Origin of the sequence: Mycobacterium sp. SMC-11, assembly GCF_046250095.1 — a bacterium.
Lineage (GTDB): Bacteria > Actinomycetota > Actinomycetes > Mycobacteriales > Mycobacteriaceae > Mycobacterium > Mycobacterium heraklionense_A.
Genome location: NZ_CP176430.1, coordinates 577,470 through 589,431, shown reverse-complemented (window position 1 = coordinate 589,431; position 11,962 = coordinate 577,470). Strand labels below are relative to the sequence as shown.

The 11,962-nt window shown below is 68.7% G+C and carries 15 protein-coding genes; 5 read left to right on the top strand and 10 right to left on the bottom strand.

Annotated elements, in window-relative coordinates; translation table 11 throughout:
• Nucleotides 1–60 precede the first annotated feature (60 nt).
• Complete coding sequence (locus tag ACKY0X_RS02745; RefSeq protein ID WP_409428212.1) at nt 61–933, top strand: 1,4-dihydroxy-2-naphthoate polyprenyltransferase; 873 nt, start codon at nt 61–63, stop codon at nt 931–933.
• 11 nt (nt 934–944) lie between these two features.
• Here the strand turns inward: ACKY0X_RS02745 and ACKY0X_RS02740 are convergent, their stop codons facing one another.
• The 3 genes from ACKY0X_RS02740 to ACKY0X_RS02730 all read right to left on the bottom strand — a co-directional run bounded on the left by ACKY0X_RS02740 (nt 945) and on the right by ACKY0X_RS02730 (nt 2,138).
• Complete coding sequence (locus tag ACKY0X_RS02740) at nt 945–1,511, bottom strand: Clp protease N-terminal domain-containing protein (protein ID WP_409428211.1); 567 nt, start codon at nt 1,509–1,511, stop codon at nt 945–947.
• A 3-nt stretch (nt 1,512–1,514) separates the two neighbouring features.
• Nucleotides 1,515–1,742: a helix-turn-helix domain-containing protein gene (locus tag ACKY0X_RS02735; protein ID WP_065041621.1), complete on the bottom strand. Its 228-nt coding sequence runs from the start codon at nt 1,740–1,742 to the stop codon at nt 1,515–1,517.
• Nucleotides 1,743–1,835: 93 nt separating this feature from the next.
• Nucleotides 1,836–2,138, bottom strand: coding sequence for a DUF4229 domain-containing protein (locus ACKY0X_RS02730; protein ID WP_409428210.1), 303 nt, complete (start codon nt 2,136–2,138; stop codon nt 1,836–1,838).
• A gap of 70 nt (nt 2,139–2,208) precedes the next feature.
• Between ACKY0X_RS02730 and ACKY0X_RS02725 the strand changes: the two genes are divergently transcribed.
• Complete coding sequence (locus tag ACKY0X_RS02725; protein WP_105294679.1) at nt 2,209–2,358, top strand: hypothetical protein; 150 nt, start codon at nt 2,209–2,211, stop codon at nt 2,356–2,358.
• 28 nt (nt 2,359–2,386) lie between these two features.
• Here the strand turns inward: ACKY0X_RS02725 and ACKY0X_RS02720 are convergent, their stop codons facing one another.
• The 7 genes from ACKY0X_RS02720 to hemL all read right to left on the bottom strand — a co-directional run bounded on the left by ACKY0X_RS02720 (nt 2,387) and on the right by hemL (nt 9,844).
• Nucleotides 2,387–3,721 carry a MinD/ParA family protein gene (locus tag ACKY0X_RS02720; protein WP_409428209.1) on the bottom strand — a complete coding sequence of 445 codons (1,335 nt, stop codon included), beginning with the start codon at nt 3,719–3,721 and terminating at the stop codon, nt 2,387–2,389.
• Nucleotides 3,722–3,812: 91 nt separating this feature from the next.
• The gene (gene ccsB, locus ACKY0X_RS02715) at nt 3,813–4,790 is read right to left on the bottom strand and encodes a c-type cytochrome biogenesis protein CcsB (protein WP_409428208.1); all 978 of its coding nucleotides are present in this window, start codon (nt 4,788–4,790) and stop codon (nt 3,813–3,815) included.
• Nucleotides 4,791–6,413 (bottom strand): cytochrome c biogenesis protein ResB, encoded by a 1,623-nt coding sequence (locus tag ACKY0X_RS02710; RefSeq protein ID WP_409429480.1) that lies wholly within the window; start codon nt 6,411–6,413, stop codon nt 4,791–4,793.
• Between the two features lie 116 nt (nt 6,414–6,529).
• A complete protein-coding gene (locus ACKY0X_RS02705; protein WP_409428207.1) occupies nt 6,530–7,309 on the bottom strand; it encodes a cytochrome c biogenesis CcdA family protein in 780 nt (259 codons plus the stop codon).
• A complete protein-coding gene (locus ACKY0X_RS02700) occupies nt 7,306–7,905 on the bottom strand; it encodes a TlpA disulfide reductase family protein (RefSeq protein WP_409428206.1) in 600 nt (199 codons plus the stop codon). Before ACKY0X_RS02700 ends, ACKY0X_RS02705 begins: the two co-directional genes overlap by 4 nt.
• 2 nt (nt 7,906–7,907) lie before the next feature.
• Entirely contained in the window at nt 7,908–8,516 is a 609-nt protein-coding gene (locus ACKY0X_RS02695; RefSeq protein WP_409428205.1) for a histidine phosphatase family protein, read from the bottom strand.
• A complete protein-coding gene (gene hemL, locus ACKY0X_RS02690) occupies nt 8,516–9,844 on the bottom strand; it encodes a glutamate-1-semialdehyde 2,1-aminomutase (protein ID WP_409428204.1) in 1,329 nt (442 codons plus the stop codon). The genes ACKY0X_RS02695 and hemL overlap by 1 nt, the downstream gene beginning before the upstream one ends.
• A 94-nt stretch (nt 9,845–9,938) precedes the next feature.
• Here hemL and ACKY0X_RS02685 point away from each other — a divergent pair, with 94 nt between their 5' ends.
• The 3 genes from ACKY0X_RS02685 to ACKY0X_RS02675 are packed head-to-tail and all read left to right on the top strand — an operon-like array spanning nt 9,939 to nt 11,914.
• A complete protein-coding gene (locus ACKY0X_RS02685) occupies nt 9,939–10,322 on the top strand; it encodes a nitroreductase family deazaflavin-dependent oxidoreductase (protein WP_409429479.1) in 384 nt (127 codons plus the stop codon).
• A 3-nt stretch (nt 10,323–10,325) separates the two neighbouring features.
• On the top strand, nt 10,326–10,706 hold the full coding sequence (locus tag ACKY0X_RS02680; protein ID WP_409428203.1) for a nitroreductase family deazaflavin-dependent oxidoreductase: 381 nt from the start codon (nt 10,326–10,328) through the stop codon (nt 10,704–10,706).
• Between the two features lie 5 nt (nt 10,707–10,711).
• Nucleotides 10,712–11,914, top strand: a complete 1,203-nt coding sequence (locus tag ACKY0X_RS02675; RefSeq protein ID WP_409428202.1) for a JmjC domain-containing protein — start codon at nt 10,712–10,714, stop codon at nt 11,912–11,914.
• Nucleotides 11,915–11,962: the final 48 nt, after the last annotated feature.

The following is an 11,962-nucleotide window of genomic DNA, read 5'->3' as shown; positions in this document are numbered from 1 at the left end:
TTCGCTCTGCATCGTCAGCGCCGAGCAACTTCTGCTCCTCCCGCATGCAAGGATCGTGCGGTGGCCAGCTTCGCACAGTGGATAGAGGGGGCTCGTCCCCGCACCCTGCCCAACGCGATCGCTCCGGTGATCGCCGGAACCGGCGCGGCAGCATGGCTGGGCGCCGAGGTGTGGTGGAAGGCGCTACTGGCGCTGACCGTCGCGGTGGCGCTGATCATCGGGGTGAATTACGCCAACGACTACTCCGACGGCATCCGCGGCACCGACGACGACCGGACCGGCCCGGTGCGCCTGGTGGGTGCCCGCCTGGCAAGCCCGCGCGCGGTGCTCACGGCGGCGATCGCCGCGCTGTCGGTCGGAGCGCTGGCCGGTTTGGCTCTGGCCCTGGTCAGCGCGCCGTGGCTGCTGGTGGTGGGGGCGGCCTGCATCGCCGGCGCCTGGTTGTACACCGGCGGGTCGAGGCCGTACGGCTACGCCGGCTTCGGTGAGATCGCGGTGTTCGTATTCTTCGGGCTGGTCGCGGTGCTGGGCACCCAGTACACCCAGGCCCTGCGAGTGGACTGGGTCGGCGGCGCGCTGGCGGTAGGGGTCGGCGCCCTGTCGTCGGCGGTGCTGGTGGCCAACAATCTGCGCGATATCGCGACCGACAAACCGGCCGGCAAGATCACCCTGGCGGTACGTCTCGGCGACGCCCGCACCCGGGTACTGTTTCAGCTGCTGGTGGGGCTGGCCGGGGTACTGACCCTGGCCCTGATGCGGGCCACCCCGTGGTGCGCGGTCGGGTTTATCGCCACGCCGCTGGCGCTGCGGGCCGCGGCCCCGGTGCGCTCCGGGCTCGGTGGCGCCGCACTGATTCCGGTACTGCGCGACACCGGGTTGACCATGCTGGTGTGGGCGATCGCCGAGGCCTTGGCGTTGACGCTTGGCCCGTAGGTCGATAGTCGCTAGGCCGCCCGTTCCAGCAGCGTGCTGACCGCTGCTGTCAGCGTTGCCGGATCGGCAGACTCGGTAACTATGTCCATCACGACCGGATCGGCATCACGCAAGATGCCCAACATGATGTGCTCGCAGCAGATGTCTTTGCCCTTGCGTGCCACCGCTTCTCGCAAAGCGAGCTTCAGCGTCGTCTTGGCGGCCCGGGTGAAGGGCAGATGTCCTCGACGACGGCTACCGCGGCCGGTCCTCTGTACCGCACGGTCGAAAGCCTCTGCACCGAAGTTGTCCGCCACGACATCACGCACGGCACGCAGGTCGATCCCAAGGAGCCGCAGCACGTCCGCATCAGCGTCGAACGACGCGCTGGTTTCCCGCCCTTCTGCCAGTCGTGTCCGCACCCCATCGATGGTCAGCCCGTAGTTCCCCAGCGTCGCCGACAGATCGCCCTCGGCGGTCCGGAGCACTCCGAGAAGTAAGTGCTGTGGCCCGATACCGCCGGCGTCCAAGTCCCGCGCATCCCGCTGAGCTTGTATGACCGCGGCCCGGGCATCGCGGTTGAACCGTTCAAAGACCATGGCTCATCTCCTCCGGTTGTACTTCTGATGCACGGCCTGGCGGCTCACCCCGAGCGCCTCGGCGATTGCCTGCCAACTCCAGCCCTGCTCGCGAGCATTGGCGACGTGGATGGCCTCCAACCGCTCCTGCAACCGCTGCAAAGCACGCACGCCACGCAGGCCGACGGCCGGGTCCGCACTGGTCGCCGCGTCCGCAGCGGAAACCAGGGAGGCGTCCGGCAGTTCATTCATGACGTCAAGGTAACTTGACACATCGCGCCTGTCAACAAACGTTGACAAGGCCGAGGCCTTGGCGTTGACGCTGAAGGGGTCAACGACGGGCGGTTACTCCCCGCGCAGCCGGGCCTGCAGTTTCTCGCGTTCCTGGCGGCGGCGTTCGCCCGCCACGGTCAAGCTCTCAGTCGCGCGTTTGCGCAGCGGCGTGAAGAGCCACATGCCCAACGGCAGCGCGACGATCAGCGCCAGCATCGCCGCGATGATCGGCGGAAAATCGCTGAGCCCGAGCAGCCGGCCCACTCCGTAGATCACCCCCGTCAGCACAACCACCAGCGCCAGCCGCGCCGCCGTATACACCGCCACATCGACTACCGCACGGCCCAACGGGGCCCGACCTGTCGCCACGGTCATCAAGCCTACTGGCGGGCCGGACCGGCGCGAACGACGCTAACGGTATATTCGGCGCCAGGAGGTGTCGCGAGTGCTCTACCTGCTCCTCGTCCTGACTCTGGGAACGCTGCTGTACCTCAGCCTGCGCGCCATTCGTGCCCGGCCGAAGACCCGTGTGATCGGACCGGACGACGACCCGGAGTTCCTGTGGCGGATCAGCCACGGCGACAACCAGCCCTAGGGCTGCCACCTCCGAATCAGGCCCCGATTTAGACGAAGTGCTGGTTGAATCGGTCGTCGCCGGGGAACGCCTCGGCAACCACCGCAGCCAGCTCGACGAGCGCCTCGCGGGTCTCGCGCTTCAGCCGCATCAAGTCGATCTCCGCGCCTTCTTCCAGGTGCGGGTCGAACGGCACCAACCGCACGGCGCGGCAGCGCCGGGAGAAGTGGTCGACCACCTTCTGCATGTCGACCTTGCCCGAGCGTGGCCGCACCGCATTGATCACCGCGATCGAGTTGCGCACCAGGTCCTCGTGACCGTGCGCGTCGAGCCAGTCCAGTGTCGCCGAAGCACTGCGGGCGCCATCGACCGAACCGGAACTGACCACGATCATGGTGTCGGCCTTGGCGAGCACCGCTGACATGGCGGAGTGCATCAGACCGGTGCCGCAGTCGGTGAGTACGAGGCTGTAGAACCGCTCCAGGACCTGCAGCGTGCTGGCGTAGTCCTCGGCGCTGAACGCCTCCGAGACCGCCGGGTCGCTGTCGGAGGCCAGCACCTCCAGGCGGCTGGGACCCTGGTTGGTGTAGCTGCGGACATCGCTGTAGCGCTGGATGCCGTCAGCGTCGCGCAGCAGATGCCGCACCGTCGCCGAGGTCTCCATCGGCACCTTCTGGTTCAGCGTGCCGCGGTCGGGGTTGGCGTCCACGGCCACCACCCGGTCACCGCGGATGGAGGCGAAGGTGGCCCCCAGGGTCGCGGTGATGGTGGTCTTGCCGACCCCGCCCTTCAGCGACAGCACCGCGATCCGGTGGCAGCCCTGCAGTGGCCGGTTCACCTGGACCACCAAGTCGTTGAAGCGGATGGTGCGCGGGCTCTCGCCGACGTTGATCAGCTGGCCGGACAGCACGTAGAGCAGGCGACGCCAACCCGAGGTTGGCGGCGGCTTGACCTGTCGCAACAGCGACGTGGTGGACAGATCCGAGAACGGGGCGATGGGCTCGGAGGCGCGATACGGCGCCTGACTGGAACCAGCGCCGGCGCTGCCGCCGAAATACACCGGAGCGGGGTTATCCATCGGCTGCGGAACCCAGGTGGTCGATGCGCCCGCGTTCCAGGACTGCTGCCCAGACGGGGCTTCCGCAGCCGCCGGCGGCCACGGGTCGACCGGTTCGGAGAACCGGCGCTCGGTGCGGAAACCGCCGAAGGAGCGGGTCTCCTCGCCTTCGGGCCGCTGGTTGAACGTCCCGGTGGCCCCGGACTCCGCAGCGTCCGCTGGGCCCTCAGCCGCCTCGCTGACGTGCTGCAGCGGCCGGAACTGGGTGGTCGGATGATCCGTCACGTCATGGCTCGCAGTGACATCACCGGGTGCATGGTCGGACACTTGTATCTCCCCTGTCACACTGGTTAGGACGTCAATGGACGTCGGTAACCGCAGGGTAGCGCAGCTGTCATAAAGGAATCTGTCAGCTGGATTAGCCGACTCCGGCATACGAGTGCAGGCCGACGGTCACCAGGTTGACGAAAAACAGGTTGAAGATCATCGCCGCGAACCCCACGACGTTGATCCACGCCGCCTTGTAATCGCGCCACCCGGCCGTCGACCTGGCGTGGAGATAGGCGGCGTAGACGACCCAGGCGATGAACGACACCGTCTCCTTGGGATCCCAGCCCCAGTAGCGGCCCCAGGCTCCCTCGGCCCAGATCGCGCCGAAAATCACACCGAAGCCGAACACCGGGAAAGCGAAGATCGTGGTCCGGTAGGCGATGCGGTCCAGGGTTTGCGCATCGGGCAGCCGGCGCACCAGGCGCGCCAGGGCCCCCGGGGCGTCGGGGTCACTCAGGCGCGACGAGCGGATGAGAAACAGGATGCTGGCCACCCCGGCCACCAAGAAGACCCCGGAGCCGATGCTGACTACCGACACGTGGATCGGCAGCCAGTAGGATTGCAGCGCGGGCATGACCGGCGCGGCGGTGGCGTAGAGCCAGCGCCCCGAAACCGTCAGCAGGATCAGCACCGGCAGCAGCACGAACACCCACAGGCTGCGGTGTTGTGGCCGGCGCAGCGCAACAGCGGAAGCCACCAGCCCGGAGAAGCAGGTCAGGTTGATGAACTCGTACATGTTGCCCCACGGCGGGCGCAGCGTGGCAGCGCCGCGGAACACGATGCAGGCCAGCAGGAGAGCGATCCCCAAATAGACCAGGGCCAGGCCGGCGCGGCCCACCCGCTCACCCAGGGGCCGTCGCTGCGCGGGCACCACCACCCCCGGCGTGGAGCTGTCGGAGCCCACACCGCCGGCGGAAACCAGCTCGCTCTCGGCGGGCGTACGGGCGCGGCTGGAGGCCAGTTCGACGGCCAACAACAGCAGCGCGATGACCAGCACGATCATCGCTGAGGTGAACGCCCAGTCGGAGTAGCGCGCCAGCCCGATGTCGATATGACTCGTATTCACCTACGTCTCCTTGCCGAAGAGCTTCGTGCTCAATCGCTCGAACTCGTCACCCCAGCCGGAGTTGTCGGTGCGAGCCAGCCCGCCCAGCTCGACGTTCACCGTACCGGCCTGCCCATTGGGCTCCGTTGGCGTGATCCGGATCCAGATCCGGCGGCGGCGCACCACCAACGACACCACCAGCCCCGCCATCATCGTCATCGCGAACACCAGCACCCAGAGCTCGGCCGGATCGTGTGACACCTGGATGTTGACGAACGGCACCGCACCGTCGAAGCGCACCTTCGTGCCGTCATCGAGGCGGAGCTGTTCGCCGGCCTTCAGGTTGGACCGGGCCACCTTGGTCAGCCGCCCCTGGTCGATCAACCGGGAATCCAGCGTGAACAGGCTCTGCGGCCGGCCGGTGTCGAGCCCGGTGTCGCCGCGGTAGACGTCGATCGCCACCGCGGGATCGTTCATCGCGGGGAACGCCGACGACAGCAGCCGGTTGTCGAGCTGTTCGGTCGGAGCGAACAGGCCCTGGATGCCGATCTGGTGCTTGCGGCGCTCGCTGGCGTCGGGGTACACCCCGGCCGGGGGGTCGATGCGGATCGCGCCCGAGGACAACAGGGTCAGCGGGTTGTCCGGGCGGAACTGCACCGTCTGGGTGCGGGTCTGGCCGTCCGGGAAGGTCACGGTGAAGGTGGGCGCGTAGCCGTGCCCCTGCAGGTATGCCCGCACGCCGCCGACCCGCAGCGGATGGTTGACCTCCAGCAGGTAGGGCCGCCACTGGTCGGTGCGCAGGTCCTCGCCGGCCTGGTAGTCGATATGCGCGGTGAAGGCGGTCGCCAGACCGGTGACCAGGTAGTCGGCGGTGAAGTCGTTGACCCGCACGCACAGCGGGTGCAGCTTGGTCCCGTCGACGGTGGCGCCGGCCCGGAAGGAGTCGAACGCGGCCGGCGACGCCGAGCAGAAGCCGGGCCCGCCGTCGGCGATGACCATCACGTTGCCCTCGTAGCCGAACATGCGGCCGAGGGCGACGGCGGCCAGCAGCCCCAGCAGCGCGAAATGGAAAATCAGATTGCCGAATTCGCGCAGATAGCCCTTCTCCGCGGAGATCTCAATGCCACCGGCTGCGCCTTCCGGTGGCGACCCGCTGCGCCCGGCTTCGCCGCGCTCGCGATCGCCACGGCCTTCCGGTGGCGACCCGCTGCGCCCGGCTTCGCCGCGCTCGCGATCGCCACGGCTGTCCGAGGAGCGGGTGATCCGACGCCAGCCGCGCAACTCTGCGGCCATCTGGGCGCCGAGCTCGTCGGCGTCACCGACTAGCTGCGTCGTGGCGTGCTTGGGCAGCCGAGACAGGTTGCGTGGTGCGGCCACCGGGGTGGCACGCAGGTTCCGCAGATGTTCGAAGGTCCGCGGGGTCAAGCATCCGATCAGCGACACACACAGCAGCACATAGATGGCGGTGAACCAGAAGCTGGAGAAGACGTCGAAAGCCTCCAGTCGATTCAGCCAGGGCCCCAGTGTCGGGTGCAGCGCCAGGTACTCGTCGACCTTGGCGGCGTTGAGACTGCGCTGCGGCAGCAGTGCTCCGGGGATGGCGGCCAGCGCGAGCAGCACCAGCAGCACCAGCGCGGTGCCCATCGAGGTCAGCGCCCGCCAGGTGTTGCGGGCCTTGCCGGCGAGCAGACGCAAAGTTCCCCCAAAGCGCGCCTTTTGGGGCCGTTTTGGGTTTGTCGGCGGTGCAGAGGTAGTGGTCATCAGATCGGCAGCCTGACATCAGAGACCAAGCCGTCACGAACCGCGGCCACGAAGTGGTCCCACACACCGGTGACCAGGGCGAGCCCGACCGCGATCAGCAATACCCCGCCCAGGACCTGAATCGCCCGGGTGTGCCGACGCAGCCAACCCAGCCCGGCCACCGCGCTGGCCGATCCGAACGCCAGCGCCACGAACGGAATGCCCAAGCCCAGGCAGTAGGCGATCACCAGCACCACGCCGCGGGCCACCCCGGCGCCGTCGGTGGTCGAGGCGACCGCGATCACCCCGGTCAGGGTCGGCCCCAGGCAGGGTGTCCAGCCAAGTGCGAACACCGCGCCCAGCAGCGGTGCCCCGAACACGGTGGACAACTGTTGCGGGGTGAAACGCAGCTGGCGCTGCAATGCGGGAACGAACCCGATGAACACCAAGCCCATCAGAATCGTCACCGCGCCGCCGACCCGTTGCAGCAGCACCTGGTTCGTGATCAACGTGGTGGTCATGCCCAGCACGGCCACCGAGCCCAGCAGGAACACCGCGGTGAACCCGGCAACGAACAGCGCTGCCGACCCGGCGACGCGCCACCTCGCGCCGGGCGGGGGCTCGAGTGCACCGGCCCGTGGAGTCTCATCGACACCCACCACGGCCGCCAGGTAGGACAGGTAGCCCGGCACCAACGGCACCACGCACGGCGAGGCGAACGACACCAGCCCGGCCAAGGCCGACACGGCGACGGCCAACAGCAACGGGCCGGTGGTGGCGGTGGCGGTGAAGCCGCTCACGGTGCCGCCTCGGTGCTTTCGGCGGCCAGCCGCTGCACGACGGGCTGCAGGTCTTCGGCCAGCACCTCCCGCAGGAACACCGCCGCGACCCGGTGCTGCCGGTCGAGCACCATGGTCGCCGGGATCACCGACGAGGGATAGCGACCACCGAACGCAATCATGGTGCGCATCGCCGGGTCGTAGATCGAGGGATAGGTGATGCGGCGGTCGGAGATAAAGTCGCGGGAGGCCTGCGGCTCGGGGTCGCGGACGTCGATGCCCAGGAACGCCACACCCTGGGCGCGGGTGTCGTCGTAAACCTTTTGCAGTTGGCTGATTTCGGTACGGCAGGGTCCGCACCACTGCCCCCACACGTTGACGACGACGACCTTGCCAACGAAGTCGTCGACGCCGATGGTGCGCGACGGGTCCATCAGGTCGGGTCCGGAGATCGGGCCGGGCCGGCCGCGGTCCTCCGGCGGGTCGTAGAAGATGTCGGTCTTGCCGCCGGGCGAGACGAACTCGAAGGTGCCGCCGTGGGTGACGGCGTCGTCGCCGACCGAGCAGCCCGAGATCAGCGCGGCCAGCACTGCCCCGACGATCAGCCCTGCCCGCATCGTCAGCCGCCGGCCGGAACCTGGTAATCGACGTCGACGAGACGATCACCGTCGTAGATCAGCGTGGTCACCGAACCCACGCCGCATTCGCGCCGGCGCGGGTCGTGCCAGAGCCGGTTGCCGGTGAGATGCTGGCGCGCGGTCCAGACCGGCAGCTGGTGGCTGACGCACACCACCTCGTGCCCAGCGGCGCGAGCGCGGGCCTTGCTTACCGCGGTGGCCATCCGGGCCGCGATCTGGTCGTAGGGCTCGCCCCACGACGGAGTGAACGGGTTACGCAGGTGCCACCAGAACCGTGGGTTGCGCCAGGCGCCGTCGCCGGGTGAAACCCGCTTGCCCTCAAAGAAGTTGGCCGACTCGATCAGGTCCTCGTCGGTGTCGATGGCCAGGTCGTGTCGGGCGGCGATCGGGGCGGCGGTCTCCTGGGCGCGCTGCAGCGGCGAGGCGATCACCGCGACGATGTCGCGGTCGGCCAGCAGGTCGGCGGCGGCGACGGCCTGGGCGCGGCCGGTGTCCGAGAGCCGGAAACCGGGCAGCCGGCCGTAGAGAATGCCGTCGGGGTTGTGGACCTCGCCGTGGCGGATCAGGTGGACGCGGGTCTTTTCTGCCATCAGGGTTTCGGCTCTCCGGTGGTGGCGGCGGCATGGGCCGCGGCAGGTAGCGCCGCGGCGATCTTGTCGAAGGCCTCGTCGGTCAGGGCCGCCGAGACGAACCAGGCTTCGAAGGCACTGCAGGGCAGGTAGACGCCGGCTTCCAGCAGGGCATGGAAGAACGCCGGGAAGCGCCAGGTCTGGCTCGCGCGGGCGGCGGCGAAGTCGGTGACGGGCTGCTCGGCGAAGAACACGCTGAACATGTTTCCGGCTCGCGGAATCTGGTGCGGCACACCGGCCTTGGTCAGCGCTTCGGCCAACATCGCGGTCAGCCGGTCGGCATTCTTGTCCAGTGCGGCGTAGACGTCGTCGTCGGCGGCGCGCAGCGTGGCCAGGCCGGCGGCGGTGGCCACGGGGTTCCCCGACAGCGTGCCAGCTTGGTAGACCGGCCCCAGCGGCGCCAGTCGGTCCATCACCTCGGCCCGGCCGCCGAACGCCGCGGCCGGCAGACCACCGCTGATCACCTTGCCGAAGGTGAACAGGTCGGCGGAGATGGGATCGATACCACCTTCTCCACACCAACCGCTTCGGCTCACCCGGAAGCCGGTCATCACCTCGTCGATGATCAGCAGTGCCCCGTACTCGGCGGTGATGGTCCTCAGTTCGGCGTTGAAGCCGGGCGCCGGCGGCACCACGCCCATGTTTCCGGGGCTGGCCTCGGTGATGACGGCGGCGATCTCGTTGCCGAATTCGGCGAAGGCCTTACGGACGGCGTCGATGTCGTTGTAGGGCAGCACGACCGTGTCGGCGGCGGTGGCGCCGGTGACCCCCGGAGAGGACGGCAGCGCCAGGGTGGCCACCCCGGAGCCGGCGTCGGCGAGCAGGGCGTCGACGTGGCCGTGGTAGCAGCCGGAGAACTTGACGACCTTGGCCCGGCCGGTGAAGCCGCGGGCCAGCCGCAGCGCGCTCATGGTGGCTTCGGTGCCGGAGTTGACCAGCCGGACCTTGGCCACCGCGGGCACCCGGGCGATGATCTCGGTCACCAGATCGGTCTCGCTGCGGGTCGGCGCCCCGAAGGACAGGCCAGTCCCGACGGCATCGCGGACCGCTTCGACCACCGCGGGGTGGGCGTGGCCCAGGATCATCGGCCCCCAGGAGCACACCAGGTCCACATAGCGGTGCCCGTCGGCGTCGGTCAGCCAGCAGCCTTGCGCCTCGGCGATGAAGCGGGGCGTACCCCCCACCGCCGCGAAAGCCCGGACCGGTGAGTTGACGCCGCCGGGGATCACCGCGCAGGCCTCGGAGAACAACCGCTCCGATACCGCCGTGGTCCGATCCGCATTACCCACGACGACCAGTGTCCCAGCTCGCGCGGCTCCGGCGACTACAGGGTGTAGTTGTTGGGGGTTGAGGTGACCCAGGTCTCGGAGTTGGATGGCAGTCATGCAACTACCGCAGCGGCTGGCCCGGTTCAACCGGCATGTGACCAACCCGATCCAGCGAATGTGGGCAGGCTGGGCACCGACGTTCGGAATCCTCGAGCACGTCGGGCGGCGCTCCGGCAAGCCGTACCGGACTCCGCTGACCGTGTTCAGTACCGACACCGGGGTGGCCATTCTTCTCACCTACGGCCCGGATCGAGATTGGTTGAAGAACATCACCGCCGCCGGCGGTGGCACCATGCGCCGGCACGGCAAGACCATCGGTGTCACCGAACCACGAGTGGTCAGCAAGGCAGAGGCGGCCGAGCACGTGAGTCCGCGTACCCGCAGGATCTTCGCTCGGCTGCCGTTCGAGCAGGCGGTACTGCTCACCAGGCAGGGCTGACCGGTGCAGTTCTCCGAGCGACGCGCCCGGTTCAACCGGGTCGTGACGAACCCGCTGTTCCGCCCGATTTCCGGCTGGGTGCCGATGTGGTCGATCGTCGAGCACACCGGCCGGCGCTCCGGCGCGGCCTACCGCACCCCGGTCTCGATGTTCCACACCGCCGACGGCGTCGCGGTGCTGCTCCCGTATGGAACCGGCCGCGACTGGGTGAAGAACCTGCAGGCCGCCGACGGCGGCCGGGTCAAGGTCGGCGGGAAGACGTTCGCTGTCACGAACCCACAGGTGGTGGCGACCGAGGAGGCGGTGGGTCTGCTGAAGGCGCCGTGGCGCCAGCTGCTCGGACGCGCCGGGGTGCCGCACACCTTGTTGCTGACCCGCGCTTGAGGCCGGTGTCGGGCTTCGACGTTCCGGAGCTCCCGGAAGCCCCGCTCGCCTGGCTGCTGGCACCGGTGACGGTGCAGACCTTCCTTGACGAGCTGTGGGGCGCCGCCCCGCACCACATCGCCCGGGGCCGCACCGACTACTTCGAGCGCCTGCTGGCCGGCCCGTTGGCGCTCGATCAGCTGCTGGCGGCATTGGCCACCGAGCCGTCGGCGGTGCGCCTGGTGCGCGGCGCCGATCACCTCGAACCCGAGCAGTACACGCTGCCCGACGGCACTCTGGATGTGGCGCGGGTGCGCGCCGCAGCCGACGGCGGCTACACGATCATCTGCAACAACATCGAGAAGTACCTGCGCACCATGTCGACGCTGACCCACGGGGTGGAGGTCGAGCTGAATTTTCCGACCCACGTCAACGCCTACCTCACCCCGCCGGCCGCCACCGGCTTTCTGCCGCACTACGACCACCACGACGTGCTGGTGCTGCAGATCCAGGGCAGCAAGACCTGGTATTTCTACGGCGACGATCCGGTGCCACCCCACCGGATGCAACAGATGTACGAGGTCGACCCGGCCGGTCTTCCCGACCCGACGAGCCTGCGCCTGGAAGCTGGGGACACCCTTTATCTGCCGCGAGGCCGAGTGCATTCCGCCGAGACGGGAGGCGAACCGTCGGTGCACCTGACCGTCGGCATCCACGTCCCGACGGTGCTCACGCTGCTGACCCACGCCCTGCACCTGTTGAGTCTGCGCGACGACGTCGTGCACACCCGGTTGCCCGCGAAGCACCTGGACGACCCGCAGGTACGGGCAAGCCTGAGCACACTGATCCATGCCGGGCTGTCCGCGGTCGAGTCCCCCGACTCCCTCGCGGAAGGTCTTGGCGCCATGCAGGATTTCTTGGTGCGGCGTGCCCGCTGTCCGGTCGTCGGACAAGTCGCCGACACCGTCGCGCTCGACGCCGAGACCTGGGTGCGCAAGCAGCAACCGCTGTATTCGCGGGTGACCACGACGGCCGACGGTGTCGGCCTGCAGTTCGCCCAGCTGATTGTCACCGCCCGCCCGGACCACGAGGCCGCGATGCGATTCGTGTCCGAACGCACCGAGCCGTTCCGGGTCGGCGAACTGCCCGGACTGTCCGTGGCGCAACAGATTGAGCTGGTCCGCAGTCTGATCATGAGCGGCTTTCTGGTGCGTCCGCCCGCCCGATAAACCCGCCGAGGTACATGACATTCCATAAATACGGAGGAATCTGCGACG

Coding starts and splice junctions, on each gene's coding strand:
- ACKY0X_RS02695 (WP_409428205.1), bottom strand. CDS start 8,516: ATGGCAGAAAAGACCCGCGTCCACCTGATCCGCCACGGCGAGGTCCAC.
- ACKY0X_RS02700 (WP_409428206.1), bottom strand. CDS start 7,905: ATGCGGGCAGGGCTGATCGTCGGGGCAGTGCTGGCCGCGCTGATCTCG.
- ACKY0X_RS02730 (WP_409428210.1), bottom strand. CDS start 2,138: ATGACCGTGGCGACAGGTCGGGCCCCGTTGGGCCGTGCGGTAGTCGAT.
- ACKY0X_RS02740 (WP_409428211.1), bottom strand. CDS start 1,511: ATGGTCTTTGAACGGTTCAACCGCGATGCCCGGGCCGCGGTCATACAA.
- ACKY0X_RS02710 (WP_409429480.1), bottom strand. CDS start 6,413: ATGGGCACCGCGCTGGTGCTGCTGGTGCTGCTCGCGCTGGCCGCCATC.
- ACKY0X_RS02735 (WP_065041621.1), bottom strand. CDS start 1,742: ATGAATGAACTGCCGGACGCCTCCCTGGTTTCCGCTGCGGACGCGGCG.
- ACKY0X_RS02685 (WP_409429479.1), top strand. CDS start 9,939: ATGCAACTACCGCAGCGGCTGGCCCGGTTCAACCGGCATGTGACCAAC.